Origin of the sequence: Bacillus sp. BS1807G30 (assembly GCF_040047675.1) — a bacterium.
GTDB classification, from domain to species: Bacteria; Bacillota; Bacilli; order Bacillales; family Bacillaceae; genus Bacillus; species Bacillus altitudinis.
The window spans coordinates 1,788,967-1,810,856 of record NZ_CP157353.1 but is presented as its reverse complement, the minus strand read 5'-3'; the positions used below and the strand labels follow the sequence as shown (position 1 = coordinate 1,810,856).

Here is a 21,890-nt window from a genome sequence, read left to right as displayed (position 1 = left end):
ACCGTGAAAACCTTTACACAATCTGAAAACATTTTCACTGAATCGTATGAGATACTTTCTTTAGAGAAAAGAAAGAAGGTGAAACCAATTGATTTATACCTGCACCTTAAATCCTGCTATTGACCTATATATTGCATTAAAAGAAATGCGTGCAGATACAGTCAACCGCACGGAAGATGAGGATTATCAGCCGAATGGAAAAGGTGTTAATGTGTCCATTATGCTAAAGAAATATGGCTTCACCAGCACTGCATTAGGATTTATTGCTGGGTTTTCAGGTTCATATATTGAACAATCGTTAAAAGATCTCTCCATTCAAACCGATTTTATCCCAGTTGATGGGATTACACGCATTAATGTATTTATTAACACAACGGAAGAATACAAGCTTGTGAATCAAGGACCCGCTATAGAGGCAAAAGCGCTTGATGCCTTTCGCCAAAAAATCTCGACCATTCCAAAAGGCAGCATCTTCATTATGTCAGGTAGTCTGCCTAAAGGCGTCCCTGCCAGCATTTTCTCAGAGATAGCCGCTATTTGTCATCAAAACAACGTGAAATTTATTTTAGACACAAGCTCTAAAGCAGCTTTAGAAACACTTCAATACAAACCATATTTACTAAAACCAAATGAAGAAGAGATTGCCGCATTTTTTGGAAAAACCCATCGTTTATCAGAAACAGAACTCGTTGAATCAGGGCGAAAGCTGATCGAGATGGGTGCAGAGCAAGTACTCATTTCCCGAGGAGGGGAAGGAGCTCTATTCCTTACAAACGAAGCCGTATTAAAAGGAAATGCACCAATAGGAACGGTCGTAAACACGGCTTGTTCTGGTGATGCCATGCTCGCTGCATTCCTAAGTAAACAGCTGGAAGGACAACCTCATGAAGAATGCTTACGCTACGGAATTGCAACAGGGGCATCTACCGCCTTTTCAAAAGGGTTAAGTGATTTACATGACATTGATTCATTAATTGAGCAAATACACATTCAGAACATATAAGGGGGAGTTCACATGAGCCGCAAGAAAATTGTCGCTGCCACTGGCTGTCCAACAGGCATTGCGCATACATTTATGGCAGCTGAGGCATTAAAAATCGCAGCTGAGCAATTAGGGGTCGACATCAAAGTTGAAACGCATGGTCAAGTAGGAATTGAAAACGCTTTAACTGATCAAGACATTTTGGAAGCAGATGGCGTTATTGTTGCAGCGGACAAAGATGTGAATACAGATCGTTTTCACGGCAAACCACTCATTGAAGTGCCTGTAGCAAAGGGTATCCGCACACCAAATGAACTGATTCAAGGCATTATCAATGGAGAAGCCCCCGTTCATCAAGTGAAAGGAAGAGCTTCTGGAACAGAAAAACCATCTGCGCCTTCATTAGCTCAACAAAAGTCAGCGAATAAGTGGATACACACCATCTATAAGCATTTAATGAACGGTGTATCACACATGCTTCCATTTGTTGTTGGGGGCGGGGTCTTAATTGCTTTATCTTTTCTATTCGGTATTTACTCAGCTGATCCTCAGCATGAAACGTATCATCCGTTTGCTGCCTACTTGAAAAACATTGGCGGACTCGGCTTTAGCTTAATGGTGCCTATTTTAGCAGCATTTATCGCTGATTCAATCGCGAAACGCCCAGGGATGGTTGTCGGATTTATCGGTGGCTTGCTTGCAAACGATGGAGGCGCTGGATTCTTAGGTGGTATTATCGCAGGTTTTGCAGCAGGGTATATCATCGTACTTCTTCAATTCCTGCTTCAAAAATTACCAGCATCACTTGACGGATTAAAATCAATTTTCATCTATCCTGTTATCGGTATTTTCTTAATTGGGGCTGTCATGACCCCGCTATTAGTTCCAATCACAGGGCTAAATAATTCATTAATGGATTTTCTCTCATCAGTTCAATCCACAAATCCATTGCTTTTAGGTTTAATTGTTGGAGCCATGTGTGGATTTGATATGGGAGGACCTTTTAACAAAGCAGCCTATGTCACAGGAACGGCTTTACTCGCAGAAGGTAACCTTTACTTCATGGCAGGGGTGTCAGCAGCATGTATCACACCACCGCTTATCATTGCGATTGCCACAACGATTTTCCGAAAACATTTTACACCACAAGAACGAAATGCTGGGATGATCAACTATATTCTCGGAGCGACTCATATTACCGAAGGAGCCATTCCATTTGCAGCAAAAAACCCAGTCGTTGTCCTGCCAATTATCATGTTTGGCTCGGCCATCTCTGCCATTTTGACCTATCTGTTTGGCGTACAGGTTCCTGCTCCGCATGGTGGATTCCTTGTCTTACCAGTCGTCACAGGGGCATTTCAGTGGGTGCTTTCCATACTCATCGGATCACTTGTAGGTGCGATTCTATACGGACTTTACCGCAAGAAAATAGACAAACCCGCAGTTTAATAGGGAGGAAGAGAAATGATGGAACATATTTATATGAATCTACATGAAACGGCTTCTTCACAGGCTGGCGTTTTCGCAGCCATAGCTGACATTGCCGCTGAAGCAGGTATTTGTACATCTCCTGAGGCAGTCAAAAAAGGACTAGCTGAAAGAGAAGCTCTGAGTACAACCGGCTTTCAAGATGGATTTGCCATTCCGCATACACAGTCAGACGCCATCACAAAACCGGCACTCGTCATCGTCCGTACAGAAACCGGAATCGAATGGGACGCTTTTGATGGGAAGCCTTGCTTTTTCTTCTTATCCTTACTCATCCCAAAAAGTGAAGCAGGAACCACTCATTTACAAGCACTTTCTGCTCTTTCACGCGGCTTAATGGATGAAACGAAACGGCAAAAACTGCTCGAAACAAGAACAAATGAAGAAATGCTCGCTGTATTAAAAACAGATATTTTGACGAGAGAGGATGTTTGACCATGCCTTTACTTTCCACAACACCTATGCTTGAAGCAGCAAAAAAAGAAAAATACGGAATTGTCGCATTCAATGTACATTCCTTTGATAGTATTTACTGGGTACTCGAAACGGCAGCTGAATTAAAATCACCTGTCATTTTGCAAACAACGGTTGGCACGGTCCAATCGCTTGGCGCAAAAGCCATTGCAGATACAGTAAAGGCGGCAGCGGATCAATACCAAATCCCAATCGGACTTCATCTCGATCATTGCACTGATTTTGATGTGATTCTTACTTGTATACGAGCAGGATATACATCCGTGATGATCGATGCTTCCATGCATTCATATGAAGAAAATGTACGCCGCACAAAAGAAGTGGTTGACCTTGCCTTAAAAGTAGGTGTGAATGTAGAAGCCGAGTTAGGCAAGGTAGGCGGGGTAGAAGATGATATTGTCGTGGATGAAAAAGATGCTGAAAAAGCCATTCCATCAGAATGCCGTCAATTTGTAGAAGAAACTGGTGTACCTACTTTAGCACCTGCGATCGGCACGGCCCACGGCATCTATAAAGGGGTGCCGGATATCGACTTTGACCGCATTGAACAAATTGCAGCGCTTGTCGATGTGCCGCTTGTCCTTCATGGTGGTTCAGCTGTACCAGATGAGGATGTCAAAAGATGTGTCGCACTCGGTATGGCAAAGGTCAATGTGTCCACTGAACTAAAAAATGCATACTCTGAAGCGATTCGTGATCATTTCTCAAACGAACCTGAAAGCTTAGATCCGCGTATGTATTTACAAAAAGCAAAACAAGCAGCCAAAGACATGGTCACATCTAAAATAAAGATCGTTGGCAGTGAAGGAAAAGCCCAACTTTTATATCAATAAGATGAAAAAAAGCAGAGCCACATCGCTCTGCTTTTTTCACATTATTCGCTTTCTTTCATTTCATTTGATGTACGTACTCGTGCATTTCCCATAAATACGACCGTAATCGCCGCAAGTGCAATCGGGAATAAAGCAATCATAAATACATACGTAATACTTTGTGACATCGCATCAATCACTTTATTTAAAATATCAGGCGGAATTTGTGAGCGTGCCCCCTCTTGAAAAATGGCTTGCGGATCACCAACTTGAGAAGAAGCTCCTTTCATTCCGCTAAAAGCATCTGCTAAACGATTTGTCAGGACATTGGTTTGTATCGTTCCAAAAATCGTCACACCTAAAGTCATCCCAAGTGATCTCATGAACGAATTGGTAGAATTAGCACTGCCGCGGTAGCGCGGAGAGAGATCATTCATTGAAGCAGATGGCAGAAGGGAGAAGCTAAATCCAACGCCAAAACCTGAAATCATCATAAAGAGCGTAAGCCACAATCTTGCTGTATCAGGCGACATATTGGCAAGCAGCAGCATCCCAGCAAAAAATGAAATCACAGAGATGGTCATTAATCGTCTAAAAGGCACTTTCGTCTGCATCGTTCCGCCAATCATACTGCCAATCACGGACCCAATCATCATCGGTGTTAAAATGAACCCGGCACTTGTTGCAGATTCACCGTACACAGCCTGGACGAAGATAGGAATAAAGACAGCTAGAATAATAAACGTTCCGCCATATAAAAACGCCAAAATTTGAGATGTCGCAAACAAACGATTTTTAAACATCCAAAAAGAAATAATCGGTTCTTCGGCCTTTCGTTCAACAATGAAGAAGATGGTGCCGAAGACAACAAACACAGCAAATAGTGTCAAGATTTGAACAGAATCCCATGCATACGATTTACCGCCAAGCTCAAGGGCGAACATTAAACTGACAACCGCAACGACAAGTGTAATGGCACCTGACCAGTCAATTTTCTGCTTACGATGCTCGAGCGATTCTTGATAAAATTTGGCGATCAAGAACACACTGACAATACCGATTGGTACGTTAATATAAAACACCCAATGCCAGCCGATCGAATCCGTAATAATCGCTCCTAACAGCGGGCCTAATACACTGGATAGACCAAAAACTGCACCAAACATACCGGACATTTTCCCGCGCTTTTCTGGCGGGAAGATATCAAAGATAATTGTGAAAGCGATCGGAAGAAGAGCACCGCCTCCAAGTCCTTGAATCGCACGGTAAATAATGAGCTGATCCATTGTTTGTGCGATGCCGCACAGCGCAGATCCAATTAAAAAGAAAATAAGTCCAAACAGAAAAAAACGCTTTCGACCATACATATCTGAAAGCTTTCCATAAATCGGCATACCGGCCATCACTGCCACCATGTAAGAAGCAGTCACCCAAGCAAATTTATCAAAACTGCCCAAATCGGCGACGATGCTTCCCATTGCTGTTGCGACAATGGTGTTGTCCATCGCTGCCATAAAAATCCCTAACAGCAACCCGATGACAACAAAGCGAGTGGATGCCTTGCCTTTATGATCCACGTTATTCATTTCATTACCTCCTGCTTACGTTCTCTTCACTTTTTTGCTATGATCAAGTTAATTATAAAGTAAGAGAACATTTATCTTGATGATCAAGATAAATTGATTTTAAAGGGAGGAGAACAAGTTGTCAATAAAGAACGAGGCAGAAGATCAAGCGGACCTGATCATTCATACGATGAGACGCCTTGCTACACGAACAGTCCTATTCCACCAAGCAGCCGCTCAATCGCTCGGCCTTTTCCCAACAGATCTCAAATCAGCAGATTTGTTAAACGAACTTGGACCACTCACAGCAGGTGAATTAAGTGAAAAAACCGGTCTTAGCTCAGGTGCGGTCACCGCTCTCATTGACCGGTTAGAAAAAGCAGGCTACGTCAAAAGGGAGAAGGACCCAAAAGACAAGCGAAGGGTCATCATTGTTCCATTAACAGCGGGGAAATCACAGGTGAAACAACTCTTTCTATCTTTATCGGCATCCACCAAAAAACTCACAAATGAATACAAGCCAGAAGAATTGGATTTAATCATTCAATTTATTTCAGAAGCAGCTGAAATCATGGATCAAGAGCTGCAATTGCTTAAGTCTAAATCGTAAGAAAGGACACTGTGAGGTCTTTAGACGAAGCGGTAATATCTTTTATGAGAGAATGTGTTATGAGGGTGCAAGAAGTTCTCATTGAGAATAACAATATAGGATGCTTATCCAAACATGGGGAGGTATACAGAAAGTGGAGATTATAAAGTTTAAGGAAACTGATACAAAAGAGATTATTTCATTGTTTTATGAAACAGTTCATTCCGTAAATTCAAAAGATTATTCCCAAGTACAATTGGATGCTTGGGCACCAAGAGATGAAAAAGAATCTAAAATGAATTCTTGGAAGGAATCATTGAGTCAAAATATAACATTTGTTGCTAAAGTGAATGATAAAGTTGTTGGTTTTAGCGATTTAACGCATAACGGGTACTTAGATAGACTATTCGTTCATAAAGATTATCAAGGACAAGGTATAGCCACAGCTTTAGTTGATATGCTCGAATCTGAGGCAAAGAAACTAAATCTTTTAGAAATTGATACCGAAGCAAGTATTACAGCTAAGCCATTTTTTGAACATCTAGGTTACAAAATTGTTTGTTCACAAACTGTGGAAAAAAAGGGGGTTAAGTTGGCTAATTTTAAAATGCTAAAAAAAATAAAATAATCATTTTTTTGTTATGCTAACAGGTGCGTTAGTTTAAGAAGAAAGGGTATAGCATATTCGTCATATAAAATATGTTATACCCTTTCATTTATTTAACTTTTTTCAATAGTAGAAAAGATATAATACATTGCAGAGGTGATTCAATGAATGATAGCTCCAGTTATTTAAAGAAGTTAGCAGATTTTTTAGGTGGGACATTTCATCAGGATATTGATTCGCCAGAGGAAGCGTTAGATGAGTTTATCCATCTAAGTTACAAAAAAACCTCCAATGAACCATCAATTTTATTTCCATGCTTCTTTTAATAAACAAATACCTCTTTCGATTTGTTCAAGAGTAAGGTTTGCGAAACCGAGCAGTATGTGCGGTTGTACAGGTGGATTTTCGATAAATAAATGACTTGTTGGATAAACTTTAACATGCTGTTGAAGGGCTTTTTCAATTAATTCTTTTTCGGTATAGGGAGTATGTATACGTAACATGATATATAACCCTGCATTGTCACCAATGATCTCAATTTGTTTTCCAAATAAATGTTGAACTTGTTGTACCAATAAATTCATTTTCCTTTTATAAGTATTGCGCATACGCTTAATATGCTTTGTCCATTCCCCACTTTTCATAAATTCAGTCATGGTCAGTTGGTGCAATAAAGAAGCATTATGTTCGAAATGTTCAAATTTACTCATATAGATATTGATTAATGAATCAGGTAAAACCATATATGCTAATCGTATAGCTGGTAGAAATGCTTTTGAAAACGTACCAAAATAAATGACATGTGCAGCATCTAAAGATGCTAAAGCAGGAAATGGTTTTTGTCCATATCGAAATTCTCCATCGTAATCGTCCTCTAATAAGAAACCGTTATTTGATCGTACCCATTGAATCAATTCAATTCTTTGTTGAATCGATAGTGCAGTACCAGTAGGATATTGATGTGAAGGTGTGATATACAATAATTTCCCCTTTTTATGTACAAGTGGGTTCAATAATACACCCTGTTTTAATGCAGGAATACTCTCCATTTCAAATCCATGTAAATGAAAGACCTCCCGTACACCGCTATAACCAGGGTTTTCAACAATCATACTAGAAAAACTTTCTTTTAATAGAAATCCCAAATACAACAGTAGTTGCTGTGTATTACTTCCAACGATAATATTTTTGGGGTTAATGATCATACCTCTCGCTTGAAATAAATAATCAGCCAGTTCTTGTTTAAACCCCGGTTCTCCAAAAGGATCTCCATATTGAAAGCTAATGGATTGCTGCAGCACTTTGTTGGAAATTTGCCGCCAAACTTTTAAAGGGAATTGTTCCTCATCAACAGTACTTGCTTTGAAATCAATGAAATCGATCAATTGTATTGGTTCATTTCTAGGTACTTCTGAAATAGAGGTTTGAAGAAATATCGGTTCAAATTTATTGACACTATAGCTTTTACGCTCATTGGCTTGAATATATCCTTCAGCTAATAATTGATCATATGCTTGTAGTGTAGTGTGGCGACTAACACCTAGGTCATTGGCTAGTGAACGAATGGAAGGAAGATTTTCTCCTGTTTTTAACTTTCCCTCCTCGATTAATTTTTTAAATTGCTCATAAATTTGTTTATATTTTGGTTGATTGGCACTGAAAGGGAAAATATAATGTTTCATTTCTTCATTCCTCCCTTCTGACATTTAATAAAGTATAAATCTGTACATTTTTACATGTCAGAATATCGATTATTATACTACTAATTGATATGAAAAGGGGATAGAAGAGTGGATATAGTAAGAGCTAATGAAAATGATTTAAAACAAGTTTCGGTTCTATTTGATCAATATCGCCAATTTTATAAACAGACTTCTAATGTAGAAGGTGCTTATCATTTTCTAGTGGAACGATACCGTAAACAAGAGTCTATTTTGTTTGTTGCAAAGCAAGGTGAACAATATGTAGGATTTGTACAACTGTATCCCACATTTTCATCTGTTGCGATGAAAGATGCGTTCATTTTAAATGATTTGTTTGTTATAAACGATTTTCGTCAAAAGGGAGTAGGTAAGGAATTGATGAAAAAAGCATTTTCATTTGCAAACGATAAAGGAGCCCGATTTATCTGTTTAGAAACAGCGACTTCTAATATAAAAGCACAACAATTGTATGAAAAAATGGGGATGACAAGCGATTCTTCAACTCAGCACTATATTTATTATTGGGATTGAACACAGAAGAATGAAGTTTTGGTATGGCAGAAAATTTAATATAACTCGGTCAAAAAAAGATGAATTTGTCAGAGACGGATCAGCAAGCTACAATGGCATTGTACACTGAATTGATTGCAACAAAATGACGAAACAGCGATTCCTATGGATTTTGACAAGAAAGACTTTAAAAAACACAAAGGGGGGGTAATTTTATTGAATTCTTATGATGAAGATCTAATAAAGGATTTGGAATTAAAAGACCTTCTTAAATATGTCAAAGTACATAAAAATCCAAAAATTTATTTAGACTTAATAGAACAAAAATTTGATTTTGCTGGTTCAAAAATAGATTGGTTACAAACCAATAAACATTATAGTAAGAGCTCAAATCATGAATCGTTACTTTCTGATGCTCTTCTCTTTATAACTGAATTAAAAGAAAAATATTTAGATAATAACTTACAAGTAATTTACATAGGGGATAACCTTACAGAGTTTGGGTACCAGTTTGAATTAAAACATCTAGAAGAGTTACTAGTCTATTTTTTAGATATCCCACAGCACCACTACTTTATATCATTAGAAGGTGATTGGAGTATTTGTATTTCATTTGAAAACGATTTGGATTTCGGATTTAGTTTAAACAACAAATAATTTTAAGCGTCACATATAGGAAAAATAAAAGATGAATAAGAAGTGAAAAAACCTTGACTGGCTTTATACCATTCTAGGTTTTTTGCGTTTATTCGTCCTCAAACACGTAAAAGAAGACAAAGAACTCTTTGTATACAAGTCTGAAAGCACACTCAATCAGTGTGTTTTTCTTATGAAAAGAGCACACAATCGCTGCAAAGCACGTGCTGAAGACATTTGGGCTTCTTTGATGCAGGTGAGTTGATTAGACTTATAACCAAAGGGAAAGAAAGGAGGAATTCCAACTGTACTTAACCAAAAGGGGTACTACTTTGCTATCTATGCTGCTTCATACGACATCTTATTTATCAATAGAAGATTTACAGAATCGAATGAATGTCTCGACTCGAACCGTTTATGCTGAAATCAAACGAATGAACAGCTGGCTGGAAACTCATCAGCTTAGTGGTGTGCAGCGAAAAGGCCAACTTGGCTATTATTTAAATCCTCATGAAAAAGAAGTCATTATTCAAAAAGCTGACACCATGCTTATTGGTCAAGATTATGAACCATGTGTAAAGGAACGAAGGGCCATCTTGCTTTTATCCATTGCATGTAGCGAGCATTGCCTAAGAATTGATGATTTTATGAAGATAACAAAGGTGAGCCGAAATACATTGCTCGAGGATATGAAACAGCTAAAAGAAGCGCTCTCAAAGCAGGAGATCACGCTCCGCTATCAATCAGCAAGCGGCTATGTGATGTCAGGAGACGAAAGGGCCATTCGATTGGCACTCAAGCCTTATATATATTTCATTCGCACAATGATAAAAAACGAAAAAACGTTTCCGTCGTTTTGGTTAAAGGGACCTATTTCATCCAAACGGGTACACCATCTCCTCCAGCAGTCAGAACAAGAACTTAAGCTTGAATTTGCAGATGAGATGCTGGATCAGCTCTCTTTGGATCTCTTTTTTTACTTCAAGCGGATGAAGCTAGGGCATGCTGTACACATTTCAAACGAAGAAAAGCGAACATTGCAGGAAACAGATGAATGCTTGGCTGCTATTCGTTTCATGGCGCAAATTCAAAAAGAAACCAGTCTTTTGGTTCATGATGATGAAATCTATTTTCTTAGTACGCTATGGCTCAGTGCCAAAAAACAAAAACTTCCAACAAGTCAAAAACCAGAAGAACATCTCATTCGAACCATTGCGAGACAAATGATCATTGACTTTCAGCGTTATGCGTGTATTTCCTTCCAGGAAGTAGAAGTCTTGGAACAAAACTTAACCATGCATTTAATTCCGGCCTATTATAGGCTCATCTATCACATTGAGATCATCAATGAATTAACAGATTCCATTAAACATGCACAGCCAGAGGTGTTTGACATCACGCAAAAGGTTGCTTGCCATTTAGAGAAGGCGGCCTGTTCAAAGATGAGCGATCATGAAATTGCCTATGTGGCGATGCATTTTGGCGGCTGGATGAGAAGAGAAGGGATTTCATCGATTGCGAAACGTTCTGTTTACATTGTCTGCGGAGAAGGAATTGGCACAAGTCACATGCTGAAAACGCAGCTTCTTGAATTAATCGGCTACATCGACATACGCGGACTGTTATCAAAACGTTCATATGAAGAATTAACATCCATTGATGCCGACTTTGTTGTGTCAACGACACCTATTTCGTTTAAAGGAAAACCTGTTCATCTCGTTCACCCTATTCTCACTGCTTATGAGAAAAAAACATTGCTTCAATATGGAGAAGGCTCAGAACCTAAGCTTGATGAGCACCATGTGAATGCTTTATTCAATATCATTCAGCAGCATACCATCGTTCAAAATGAAAAAGCATTGCTTCATGACCTGAAGGAGCTGCTTCATCCCACATATGTATCACACCAGAAAGGGTGGAAACCAGTGTTAAACGATTTATTAACAGAAGAAACCATTCAGCTCCAGCAAACAGCAGACACATGGCAGGAGGCCATTACAAAAGCAGCGCAGCCTTTGCTTGATCAACAAGCGATTCAGGAAAGTTATGTGAAAGCGATGATCCAGTCTGTTCATCAAAATGGCCCTTATATTGTGATTGCGCCACAAGTGGCGATTCCGCATGCCAGACCAGAGGATGGCGTGAACAAATTAAGCATGTCACTTATGTCATGTCATCAGCCCGTTTCCTTTTCAAAGGATGGAAAAAAGCAAGTTCGTCTCATCATTGTATTAGCTGCCATTGACAGTATGACCCACCTGAAAGCACTCAAACAGCTGACGATGCTGTTAAGTGAAGAAAAACGGGTGAGACAATTGATTGAAGCAGAGGAATTAGCAGCCATTCAACAACTAATCAATCAATTTTCACAAGTATAAAGGAGGAAAAAGAAGATGAAAAAAATTCTAGTTGTATGCGGAAACGGTTTAGGAAGCAGCTTTATTGTTGAAATGAATGTCAAAAAGGCATTAGAAGAATTAGGACTTTTAGCAGAAGTAGATCACACCGATCTCAGTACAAGCAAAAATGAACAAGCAGACCTCTATATTGGCTCAACAGATATTATCGATCAGCTGGATGACGGCACAAGAAAGGTCGCTGGATTAAATAACTTGTTAGACCAGGAAGCCATTAAAGACGTCCTTCGTAAACACATATAATCGACGGAAAAAGGGGGATTCACATCATGATAGAACTGATCATGAACGATATATTGGGCACACCCGCAATTCTCATCGGTTTGTTTGCACTCGCTGGTTTGCTTTTGCAGAAAAAGTCAGCTGCCGATACTGTATCAGGCACCTTAAAAACAACAATGGGTTTTTTAATATTAGGAGCGGGCGCCACAGTCGTATCTGATTCACTTGGGGTTTTCAGGAAGATGTTTGAAGCAGCCTTTCACATTCAAGGGGTTGTCCCAAATACAGATGCCATGGCGGCCATTGCCCAAAAGGAATTCGGTACACAGACAGCGCTCATTATGATTTTTGGTATGTTGGTCAATTTGCTTTTGGCAAAATTCACACCCTTTAAATACGTCTTTTTAACTGGTCATCATACGCTATATATGGCGGCTATGCTTGCAGTCGTTCTTTCAACAGCCGGCATGCAAGGGACGCTGCTGATCACCACTGGTTCAATCGTATTAGGTGCAGCGATGGTCATTGCTCCCGCAATCCTTCAGCCGTTTACAAGGAAAGTCACTGGAAGTGATGATTTGGCGCTCGGTCATTTCAGTACGTTCGGCTATTTTACAGCGGGAATGATCGGCAAATGGGTCGGGCGCCCAGAGAAATCAACGGAAACCATTCAAGTGCCTAAGTCACTCGGCTTTCTAAGAGATACATCGGTGGCCATCTCCATTACGATGGCTTTGCTTTTCTTTGCGATTGCACCGTTTGCGGGAATTTCATTCATAGAAAACATTAGTGGTGGTACGAACTTTGCTATCTTCATTCTCATTCAGGCCATTACCTTTGCTGCTGGGGTGTACATTATTTTAGCAGGTGTACGGATGGCAATCGGGGAAATTGTGCCTGCTTTCAAAGGGATTGCCGATCGTTTCGTCAAAGGGGCAAAGCCGGCTCTTGATGCGCCAACTGTTTTTCCATTTGCTCCAAATGCGGTGATCATCGGTTTTTTATGCAGTTTTGCAGGAGGCATCGTGTCTATTTTCCTTCTTCCTTTGTTTGGTTTAACTGTCATTGTTCCTGGACTTGTGCCGCACTTTTTCTGCGGTGCGACAGCGGGCGTATATGGCAATGCAACGGGAGGAGTGAGAGGTGCAGTCGCCGGTTCCTTTGTGAATGGAATACTCCTTTCATTTTTACCAGCTTGTTTACTTCCTGTGTTAGGCACTCTTGGCTTTGAAGGGACAACATTTGGAGATACAGACTTCGGTATCATCGGAATCTTGATTGGATTGATCAAATTTTTATTTCATCTTTAAAAAGGAGGCATTAGGGGATGACAGCCATTTTCTCACCTTCATTAATGTGTATGGATTTAACGCACTTCCGTGAACAAATTCATCTTCTGAACACGAGAGCAGACCGTTATCATGTCGACGTCATGGATGGTCATTACGTAAAAAATATGACTTTATCACCCTTTTTCATTGAACAGCTGCGGAAACTGACAGACGTTCCGATTGATGTTCACCTTATGGCCGAACAGCCTCAGGAATTTTTAATTGATGCATGTATTGATGCAGGCGCAACGATGATTTGTTTACATCCAGAAGTGGTGCAAAAAGACGTTTTTCGAATCATTCGGCATATCCACGAAAGAAAGTGTGAGGTCGGCTTTGTTCTCAATCCCGCCACACCAGTTGCAGCATTAGATGCTTTTATTCATTTAATAGACCGGGTGACGATCATGACAATTGATCCAGGGTTTGCTGGTCAGCCTTTTATCAAAGAAATGCTTCCGAAAATGAAAGAGGTGAAAGAAATCAAAGAGAAGGGAGGTTACTCGTTTTCAATTGAGGTAGACGGCTCTTGTAATGAAAGCACGTTCCGGATGCTTGCTGAGGCAGGAATTGAAATTTACATCATTGGCACCTCAGGTTTATTTGGACTTCACGAAGAATTAGATAAAGCATGGGAAATAATGAAGCAATTGTTCGCAAAAGAAACAGCCACAATGAAATCACTTTAGTAAAAAAGAGGATGAAACCCATCCTCTTTTTTACGCAATTTTACTAAATGAGCTATCCCCTTATCAAAACATACTCAAAAACTTCACAAAAGCACAAATTTATAATTGAAAGCGCTTTATTTATGTGTTATTCTTCAAATATCTTTAGTAAACATTTAGTCAAAAATGATGAGGAGTTTGCCTATGACTACACTCAAAGATATTGCTCATGATGCAAAAGTATCCGTCTCTACTGTATCCCGTGTGTTAAATGGCGACCAAACGCTTGCCGTTTCACACGCAACAAGACAAAACATCCTCGACATAGCCAAGAAATTAAACTATACCCCAGTCAGAGCAAGAAAAGCCGATCAAGTAGAAGTAAAAAGCCCACCCGCATCCCCAGTCATCGGTGTCGTTGTCGCCCAATCCATTGACGAAGAATTAAATGATCCTTTTTTTTCATCGATTCGAAAAGGAATTGAAAAAGAATATGCCAAACAAGGTCTGTCCACTCTCCATACCTTTCGCCTAAGAAACATGGATAAAGGGGCGATACTAAAAGATATTGACGGTTTGATCGTCATCGGACGAATCAGCCCTAATACGGTTGAAAAGATGACAAACCGAATGGAACATATCGTTTTTATCAATCATTATGCGGATGAAGATTTGTATGATTGTGTACATGTGGATTTTGTCAGGGCGGCAGATCGTGCCATTCGTCATCTACAATCTCTCGGCTATACACATCTAGGCTATATTGGCGGGAAAGAGAGGGAGCATTATTTCGAAGGAAATGCTGTGATTGAGGACGAAAGACAAACAACTTTTATCAAAAGAATGCAAGAAGCGGGAACTCTTCATATGAATGACATCCACATAGGCGAATATTCGATGCAAGAAGGCTACTCGCTTATGCAAAAAGCCATTCAGAAAGGAAATCTTCCAGAAGCCTTTTTTATCGGAAGTGACTCTATGGCAATAGGCGCTATGCGTGCGCTACATGAAGCCGGTCGTCGTGTACCTCATGATGTCTCAATCGTGGGGTTTAATGATATCGAAGCCGCTTCCTTTTCAAGCCCGCCGCTCACAACGGTCAAAGTATATACAGAAGAAATGGGGGAAGTGGGTCTAAAGCTTTTGCTTGAGCGGATAGAAGGAAGAAAGCTTCCCCTAAAAGTCGTCGTGCCAACAAAGCTCATGCAAAGAGGCAGCACATGCCCAATCCATGAAAGGGGGTGAATAAGCATTTCAGTAAACAAAAAAGAGACAAAAAAGCAGGAAGGAAGCTGCTGAGCATGATGGCCAGATCATGCTGAAAACAACGCAGTTTACCCAATTGCTCTCTTATCTCTTTGAAAAGAATAGAATTCCAGTATAATGGACTTCTTTTGTTTCCGCAACTGCATGAATTCTACCGATAATCGTCTGAATTTTCAGTGATCAAAAGGAGGAAACGATGAGTAAAAAAATTCTGATGCTGTGTGTAGCTCTAGTTTTGTCGATGATCTTGTCTGCTTGCGGCAATAACGGTGCGTCTGAAGCAAACGGGAAAGTGACCTTGACCCTATTCTCCACAATGAGTAACAGCGGGGAGAGAAAGGCATTTGAAGAAGTGATCCGTGATTTTGAAAAAGAACATCAAAACATCCGAATTGATGCCAACTTCCCTGGCAACAGCTATGAAGATATGATACGCGTCAAAATGGGCGCAAACGATATGCCAGACCTATTTGATACACACGGCTGGGCCAAGCTGCGATATAGCGAATACGTGGCTGATCTAAAGGAGATGGACTGGGTAAAACAACTCGATCCTTCACTCGATCAAATTTTAAAAGACAAAGATGGCAAAGTCTATGCCTATCCGCTGAACCAAGCAAAAGACGGACTTAGTTTTAATGCCAATCTATTAAAAAAATATGGCCTGAAAGTTCCTAAAACACTGGATGAACTGAAAAGTGCTTTACAGACTGTCAAAGAAAAAAGTAACGGGGAAGTGGTGCCACTCTGGATTCCAGGAGGCGACAATTCAAATATTGCCCAAGTCTTTGATGAGCTGGCAACGCCTTTACTCATTACCGATCAAAAACATCAATACGGAAAAGACCTTGAAAATGGATCATTTGATTGGTCTCACTATACACCGCTTGCACAGTTTATGAAGGAGCTGAAAGATGAAGAGCTTTTAAACAAAGATGTGCTCACGGCGAAACTATCCCAAGCACCTGAGCTGATGGCACAAAACAAAATCGCTTTCACCTTTGTGGGAGGATCTTTAGGACCTGAGGCGACTGAACTCAATCAATCGATCAAAGTAGGCACCATGCCCGTACCAGCTATTCATGAAGGAGATGAGCAAAGCTGGATTGGTGGAGAACGCTTTACTGTTGCGGCATGGAAAGACTCAAAGCATTTAAAAGAAGCAAAACAATTCATTGACTTTTTAGCAAAGCCTGAAAACGCAAAAAAAATCGCAGAGGGCACTTCCTCTGAAACGGCATTAAAAGAAGTCAAAGCCAAAAACTATTATTCTACATTTTACGAGCAATATGAAGATATTAAGATTGAACCATATTTTGATCGGAAATACTTACCGAGCGGCATGTGGGCTGTCATGGCAACGACCGGTCAAGAATTATTAGCAGGCTCCATCACACCGGAACAACTATCGAAGAAAATGGAAGAGGAATATAAGCGTCTGAAAAAACAATAGCAGGCTCATGCTGAAACAGGAGTGAAGCCAATGAGTGACATCACAAAAGAAAAACAGGCGGCGACATTTACCTCTTTTCCAAAACAGAAGATGAAAAATAGCCAAAATTCTTCACTTTGGTGGATGTACTTGCCTGCTGTTCTCGTTGTCAGTGCCTTTATCATTTATCCCTTTTTTAACGGGATTCAGCTCTCTTTTACAAATTGGAACGGTTTTTCACAACAGTATGAGTGGATTGGGCTGGATCAATACAAACGACTACTGCAAGATCCAACCACATGGCTTGTTGTGAAAAATACCCTTCTTTACGGCATCGGGAGCACCATCTTACAAAATATGATTGGACTTGGATATGCACTCTTATTAAATCAAAGTTTAAAGATGAGAGCCATCACAAGAACGGTGATCTATTTACCCGTCATGATCAGCCCGATTGCTATGGGCTATATCTGGTATTTTGTCTTTGCGTACCAAGGCGGCGCATTAAACGACGTTGTCACCCTTTTTGGATTTGATCCAATGAACGCACTTGGTAATCCGCAGCTAAACACTTGGATCATCGTGTTTGTGAATACGTATCAATTTGTCGGGATTGCCATGATCATTTATTTAGCAGGACTCCAAAGCATTCCTAAAGATTATTATGAAGCAGCACAACTCGATGGCGCTTCAGGTCTTCAGCAATTTTGGCGCATCACATTACCGCTTTTAATGCCATCTATCACCATCAATGTTGTGCTCAATGTGATCGGTGGACTTAAATTATTTGATGTCATTGTCGCGCTCACTGGCGGAGGACCCGGAGATTCCTCGCAATCGATGTCGACTTTTATGTACGATCTGTATTTCAAACGGCAGGATGCAGGCTATGCAGCGACGCAAGGTGTCTTCATGGCTGTCATCATCCTTGTCGTTAGTGTCGCAGCGCTCATTTATTTCAAACGAAAGGAGACCGAGGTGTGATGGATAACGCCTATAAACGAAAGAAAAGATGGTACTCCATACTCGCCCTTTCGATTACATTGCTTCACCTGATTCCATTTTATATTTTAGTCACGACATCTCTAAAGGGGATAGGAGATTTCAGCTCAAAATGGCTGTTCCCATCAACGCTCCATTTTGAAAACTTTCGGATGGCATGGACAGATGCTCAGCTTGGCCAGTCCTTTTTGAATACAGTGATCATTACGTTCAGCTCCGCTGCCCTACTCATCATCTTTGGATCACTTGCCGCCTATCCGCTCGCAAGAAGAGGAACAAAACTGAATCAAGCGGTGTATCTCTTATTCATTGCCATTATGGTGATACCGCCGCTCACCGCCCTTGTCCCGCTATACAAAATGGTTGTACAAATTGGCATGATGAATACTTATCAAATCGCTATTTTAAACAATGTCGCTGCTTTTTTGCCACTGACGATTTTTCTATATGCCGGTTTTATCCGGTCGACGATTCCAAAGGAGCTTGAAGAAGCCGCTCGTATTGATGGCGCGGGAACACTCAGAGTCTTTTTCACCGTCGTTTTTCCGTTGCTGAAGCCGATTACCGCTTCTGTTTTAATCATTGCCTGTGTGTATATTTGGAACGACTATCAATTTGCCATCTTCTTCTTGCAAGATAAAGAGATGCATACACTTACAGTCGCCTTATCCAATTTCTTTGGTCAAAATCAACACCAGCTCCAGCTCGTTGGCGCCGCTGCTCTCATTGCGATGCTGCCAATGGTCACGATGTTTTTACTTTTGCAAAAATACTTTATCGCAGGGCTGTCTCAAGGCTCTGTTAAAGGGTAATCCAACCTTGATGTAAAAAGGAGTGTCGTCTATGTCTAAAATTACATTTATCGGTGCAGGAAGTACCGTGTTTGCTAAAAATATATTAGGAGATTGTCTGTTCGTTCCCGCACTTGCCGGCTTTGAATTTGCGTTATATGATATCGACCATAACCGGCTGAAAGAATCAGAAACAATGCTGCGTCACTTAAAAGAGAACTACGGTGCACATGTGACCATTCAGTCCTATCACAACCGGAAAGAAGCCTTAAAGAATGCGAAATATGTCATCAATGCCATCCAGGTGGGAGGCTATCAGCCAAGCACTGTCATTGATTTTGAGATTCCAAAAAAATATGGATTAAGACAAACGATTGCGGATACGGTTGGCATCGGCGGCATTTTCCGTTCACTTCGAACCATTCCCGTGATGCTGGACTTCGCAAAGGATATGGAAGAGGTATGTCCACACGCCTTATTATTAAATTACACGAATCCAATGGCCACACTGACTGGCGCTATGCTGCGTTATACTCGGGTTCAAACGGTTGGTCTTTGCCATAGCGTACAGGTGTGTACGAAAGATTTATTTCAATCACTTGAAATGGACCATGAAGGCATCGAAGAAAAAATTGCCGGCATTAACCACATGGCATGGTTATTAGAAGTGAAACGGGACGGTCAAGACTTGTATCCAGAAATCAAAGTAAGAGCAAAAGAAAAACAAAAAACGCGGCATCCAGATATGGTTCGTTTTGAACTAATGGATAAATTCGGTTACTATGTCACCGAATCCTCAGAGCACAATGCAGAATATCATCCGTATTTTATCAAATCTCGTTATCCAGAACTGATTGGACAGTTTAACATTCCGCTCGATGAATATCCAAGACGCTGCGAGGAACAAATCAACAATTGGAATACGATGAAACATGACCTTGTGGGAAACACACAGATCACGCATACGCGCTCTAAAGAATATGGTTCACGTATCATTGAAGCGATTGAAACGAACGTTCCCTTTAAATTTGGTGGAAATGTACTGAACACAGGTGGACTCATTCACAATCTTCCTGAAAAAGCCTGTGTAGAAGTACCATGTGTCGCCGATCGGAGCGGTATCATGCCATGTTATATCGGAGAGATACCTGAACAATTGGCAGGACTCAACCGGACCAATATCAGCTCACAGCTCATGACGATTGAAGCTGCAATCAGCGGCAAAAAAGAACACATTTACCAAGCGGCATTATTAGACCCGCATACAAGTGCTGAATTATCAATTGATGACACCATCAAACTATGTAATGAATTAATCGAAGCACACGGGGAGATGCTCCCGGCTTATACAGAGCCGAGTCAATACGCAATTTCTTCTAAATAACTAAAATAAACGGTCTTAGCCTGATGCACCTGGCATCAGGTTTTTTTAGATCAACAAACTGATCATTGACTGAAAGCGTTTTTAATATTATGATTTTTCTAAAGTTAACCAACAGTTAACCAAAAACATATCATCAATTAATTAACATGATCATGCCACATGACACACACAGACAAAACGACCTAAAAGGGGGGACAGATCTGCGGAACCAAAAAAGCTGAAAGGTATAGACTTCACATGTTTTATCAGAACGTAAAGCAAAACTGTGGTTTCATTTGACAAAGAGTGTATACAGATGAAGACCCCTTAGATGAGACAATGACGATAAATCAACACACGATTGCATCACAATCCAAACAAAGAGGAGAGAGGGAACATGACCAAAACAGATGTACAAACGTTGAAAAATTATATTGATGGACAATGGGTGGACGCCGAAACGAACCAAACGGAAGCTGTTTATAATCCAGCTACTGGCGAAGTCATCGCAGAAGTACCGCTTTCTACAAAAACGGATGTAGAACATGCAGTCCAAGCAGCACAAGAAGCGTTCACCACTTGGTCTAAAACAGCTGTTCCCCGGCGCGCACGTATATTATTTAAATACCAACAGTTACTCGTTGAGAAATGGGATGAGTTAGCTGAACTCGTCACGCTGGAAAACGGAAAAAGTGTAACAGAAGCAAAAGGAGAGGTGCAGCGAGGAATTGAATGTGTGGAATTTGCCGCTGGTGCACCAACCTTAATGATGGGGAAACAACTGCCTGATATTGCGACTGGTCTAGAGTCTGGCATGTACCGCTACCCAATTGGCGTCATCGGCGGCATTACCCCTTTTAACTTTCCGATGATGGTCCCATGCTGGATGTTCCCGCTTGCCATCGCTTGTGGAAATACATTTGTTTTAAAACCTTCAGAACGGACGCCAATCCTTGCTGCACGGTTAGCAGAACTATTTGAAGAAGCGGGACTTCCAAAAGGTGTGCTCAACATTGTCAATGGCGCTCACGATGTAGTAAACGGTCTGCTTGAACATGAAAAGGTAAAAGCCATTTCGTTTGTCGGCTCTCAGCCAGTCGCAGAATACGTCTATAAAAAAGGGACAGCACATGGTAAACGTGTACAAGCACTTGCCGGTGCAAAAAATCATTCCATCGTCTTGAAAGATGCTGATTTAGAATCGGCCACAAAACAAATCATTGGCGCTGCTTTTGGATCAGCAGGTGAACGCTGCATGGCAGCAGCCGTTGTCGCAGTGGAAGAAGACGTGGCGGACGACTTGATTCAACAATTGGTCGATGAATCCAACCAGCTTGTCATAGGAAACGGAATAAATAAAGATGTCTTTCTCGGACCAGTCATTCGGAAGGAGCATAAAGAACGAACTCTTCAATATATCCAATCAGGAATTGAAGAAGGCGCAAGCCTGATTCGTGATGGCAGACAAGATAACGAAACAAATGGAGAAGGGTATTTTGTCGGACCAACGATCTTTGATCATGTCACAAATCAAATGAAAATTTGGCAGGACGAGATTTTTGCCCCAGTCTTATCCATTGTCCGTGTCTCATCACTCGCAGAAGCAATCGACCTGTCCAATCAATCAAAATTCGCAAACGGTGCCTGCCTATACACAGACAGCGCTTCAAGCATAAGAGAATTTCGTGAAAACATCGAAGCCGGCATGTTAGGCATTAACATTGGTGTCCCTGCTCCAATGGCTTTCTTCCCATTTTCCGGCTGGAAAGACTCCTTCTACGGAGACTTGCACGCCAATGGGACAGATGGAGTAGAGTTTTACACGAGAAAGAAAATGGTGACCGCTCGTTATATGTAGCCTACATTTATTGAACATTGAGGAAGAATGCAGCTCCGTCATGGAGACTGCATTTTTTTGTTGTCTTCTAGTTAAAAAGTAAGGGTTTTCATCGCACTCTTTACAGGGATTCACAGGGAGAAATCATTCTTTGTATTCATTCTTCATCACGAAACATCAACATAATTTGAAATT

Annotated in this window: 20 protein-coding genes; 18 read left to right on the top strand and 2 right to left on the bottom strand. The window is 40.7% G+C overall.

Annotated elements, in window-relative coordinates; translation table 11 throughout:
• Positions 1 to 88 precede the first annotated feature (88 nt).
• From pfkB to ABG082_RS09220, 4 genes are read left to right on the top strand one after another with little or no spacing between them, the layout of a single operon-like run.
• Positions 89 to 1,003 (top strand): 1-phosphofructokinase, encoded by a 915-nt coding sequence (pfkB, locus tag ABG082_RS09235; RefSeq protein ID WP_136944317.1) that lies wholly within the window; start codon positions 89 to 91, stop codon positions 1,001 to 1,003.
• A 12-nt stretch (positions 1,004 to 1,015) separates the two neighbouring features.
• Positions 1,016 to 2,431 carry a PTS fructose transporter subunit IIBC gene (locus ABG082_RS09230; protein WP_284725318.1) on the top strand — a complete coding sequence of 472 codons (1,416 nt, stop codon included), beginning with the start codon at positions 1,016 to 1,018 and terminating at the stop codon, positions 2,429 to 2,431.
• A gap of 15 nt (positions 2,432 to 2,446) precedes the next feature.
• Positions 2,447 to 2,905 carry a fructose PTS transporter subunit IIA gene (locus ABG082_RS09225; RefSeq protein ID WP_217967095.1) on the top strand — a complete coding sequence of 153 codons (459 nt, stop codon included), beginning with the start codon at positions 2,447 to 2,449 and terminating at the stop codon, positions 2,903 to 2,905.
• Positions 2,906 to 2,907: 2 nt separating this feature from the next.
• Positions 2,908 to 3,777, top strand: coding sequence for a class II fructose-bisphosphate aldolase (locus tag ABG082_RS09220; RefSeq protein ID WP_035391866.1), 870 nt, complete (start codon positions 2,908 to 2,910; stop codon positions 3,775 to 3,777).
• 41 nt (positions 3,778 to 3,818) lie between these two features.
• Here the strand turns inward: ABG082_RS09220 and ABG082_RS09215 are convergent, their stop codons facing one another.
• Positions 3,819 to 5,342, bottom strand: a complete 1,524-nt coding sequence (locus ABG082_RS09215) for an MDR family MFS transporter (RefSeq protein ID WP_017359534.1) — start codon at positions 5,340 to 5,342, stop codon at positions 3,819 to 3,821.
• Between the two features lie 169 nt (positions 5,343 to 5,511).
• Between ABG082_RS09215 and ABG082_RS09210 the strand changes: the two genes are divergently transcribed.
• Together ABG082_RS09210 and ABG082_RS09205 are read left to right on the top strand one after the other, a co-directional pair.
• On the top strand, positions 5,512 to 5,931 hold the full coding sequence (locus ABG082_RS09210; RefSeq protein WP_046344981.1) for a MarR family transcriptional regulator: 420 nt from the start codon (positions 5,512 to 5,514) through the stop codon (positions 5,929 to 5,931).
• Between the two features lie 133 nt (positions 5,932 to 6,064).
• Positions 6,065 to 6,538: a GNAT family N-acetyltransferase gene (locus ABG082_RS09205; protein ID WP_272511576.1), complete on the top strand. Its 474-nt coding sequence runs from the start codon at positions 6,065 to 6,067 to the stop codon at positions 6,536 to 6,538.
• Positions 6,539 to 6,822: 284 nt separating this feature from the next.
• Here ABG082_RS09205 and ABG082_RS09200 read toward each other — a convergent pair whose 3' ends face one another.
• Positions 6,823 to 8,199, bottom strand: coding sequence for a PLP-dependent aminotransferase family protein (locus ABG082_RS09200; RefSeq protein WP_348936797.1), 1,377 nt, complete (start codon positions 8,197 to 8,199; stop codon positions 6,823 to 6,825).
• A 108-nt stretch (positions 8,200 to 8,307) separates the two neighbouring features.
• On the opposite strand from ABG082_RS09200, the gene ABG082_RS09195 reads away from it, so the two are divergent.
• The 12 genes from ABG082_RS09195 to ABG082_RS09140 all read left to right on the top strand — a co-directional run bounded on the left by ABG082_RS09195 (position 8,308) and on the right by ABG082_RS09140 (position 21,716).
• Complete coding sequence (locus ABG082_RS09195) at positions 8,308 to 8,751, top strand: GNAT family N-acetyltransferase (RefSeq protein WP_048001463.1); 444 nt, start codon at positions 8,308 to 8,310, stop codon at positions 8,749 to 8,751.
• Positions 8,752 to 8,946: 195 nt separating this feature from the next.
• A complete protein-coding gene (locus ABG082_RS09190; RefSeq protein WP_072367183.1) occupies positions 8,947 to 9,387 on the top strand; it encodes a rhs-associated protein in 441 nt (146 codons plus the stop codon).
• A gap of 284 nt (positions 9,388 to 9,671) precedes the next feature.
• Positions 9,672 to 11,744 (top strand): BglG family transcription antiterminator, encoded by a 2,073-nt coding sequence (locus ABG082_RS09185; RefSeq protein WP_348936822.1) that lies wholly within the window; start codon positions 9,672 to 9,674, stop codon positions 11,742 to 11,744.
• A 15-nt stretch (positions 11,745 to 11,759) separates the two neighbouring features.
• Positions 11,760 to 12,026: a PTS sugar transporter subunit IIB gene (locus ABG082_RS09180; RefSeq protein WP_348936796.1), complete on the top strand. Its 267-nt coding sequence runs from the start codon at positions 11,760 to 11,762 to the stop codon at positions 12,024 to 12,026.
• A gap of 26 nt (positions 12,027 to 12,052) precedes the next feature.
• Positions 12,053 to 13,315, top strand: a complete 1,263-nt coding sequence (locus tag ABG082_RS09175; protein ID WP_135227035.1) for a PTS ascorbate transporter subunit IIC — start codon at positions 12,053 to 12,055, stop codon at positions 13,313 to 13,315.
• Between the two features lie 17 nt (positions 13,316 to 13,332).
• Positions 13,333 to 14,025 carry a D-allulose 6-phosphate 3-epimerase gene (alsE, locus tag ABG082_RS09170; RefSeq protein ID WP_250026454.1) on the top strand — a complete coding sequence of 231 codons (693 nt, stop codon included), beginning with the start codon at positions 13,333 to 13,335 and terminating at the stop codon, positions 14,023 to 14,025.
• Between the two features lie 183 nt (positions 14,026 to 14,208).
• On the top strand, positions 14,209 to 15,249 hold the full coding sequence (locus ABG082_RS09165; RefSeq protein ID WP_348936795.1) for a LacI family DNA-binding transcriptional regulator: 1,041 nt from the start codon (positions 14,209 to 14,211) through the stop codon (positions 15,247 to 15,249).
• A 217-nt stretch (positions 15,250 to 15,466) separates the two neighbouring features.
• A complete protein-coding gene (locus ABG082_RS09160) occupies positions 15,467 to 16,723 on the top strand; it encodes an ABC transporter substrate-binding protein (protein ID WP_125588760.1) in 1,257 nt (418 codons plus the stop codon).
• Positions 16,724 to 16,753: 30 nt separating this feature from the next.
• The gene (locus tag ABG082_RS09155) at positions 16,754 to 17,686 is read left to right on the top strand and encodes a sugar ABC transporter permease (protein ID WP_191219243.1); all 933 of its coding nucleotides are present in this window, start codon (positions 16,754 to 16,756) and stop codon (positions 17,684 to 17,686) included.
• Positions 17,686 to 18,516 (top strand): carbohydrate ABC transporter permease, encoded by an 831-nt coding sequence (locus ABG082_RS09150; protein ID WP_216895934.1) that lies wholly within the window; start codon positions 17,686 to 17,688, stop codon positions 18,514 to 18,516. The genes ABG082_RS09155 and ABG082_RS09150 overlap by 1 nt, the downstream gene beginning before the upstream one ends.
• A 31-nt stretch (positions 18,517 to 18,547) precedes the next feature.
• Positions 18,548 to 19,879 (top strand): alpha-glucosidase/alpha-galactosidase, encoded by a 1,332-nt coding sequence (locus ABG082_RS09145; protein ID WP_348936794.1) that lies wholly within the window; start codon positions 18,548 to 18,550, stop codon positions 19,877 to 19,879.
• Between the two features lie 376 nt (positions 19,880 to 20,255).
• Positions 20,256 to 21,716, top strand: coding sequence for a CoA-acylating methylmalonate-semialdehyde dehydrogenase (locus tag ABG082_RS09140; protein WP_165378884.1), 1,461 nt, complete (start codon positions 20,256 to 20,258; stop codon positions 21,714 to 21,716).
• The last annotated feature ends 174 nt before the right edge of the window (positions 21,717 to 21,890 follow it).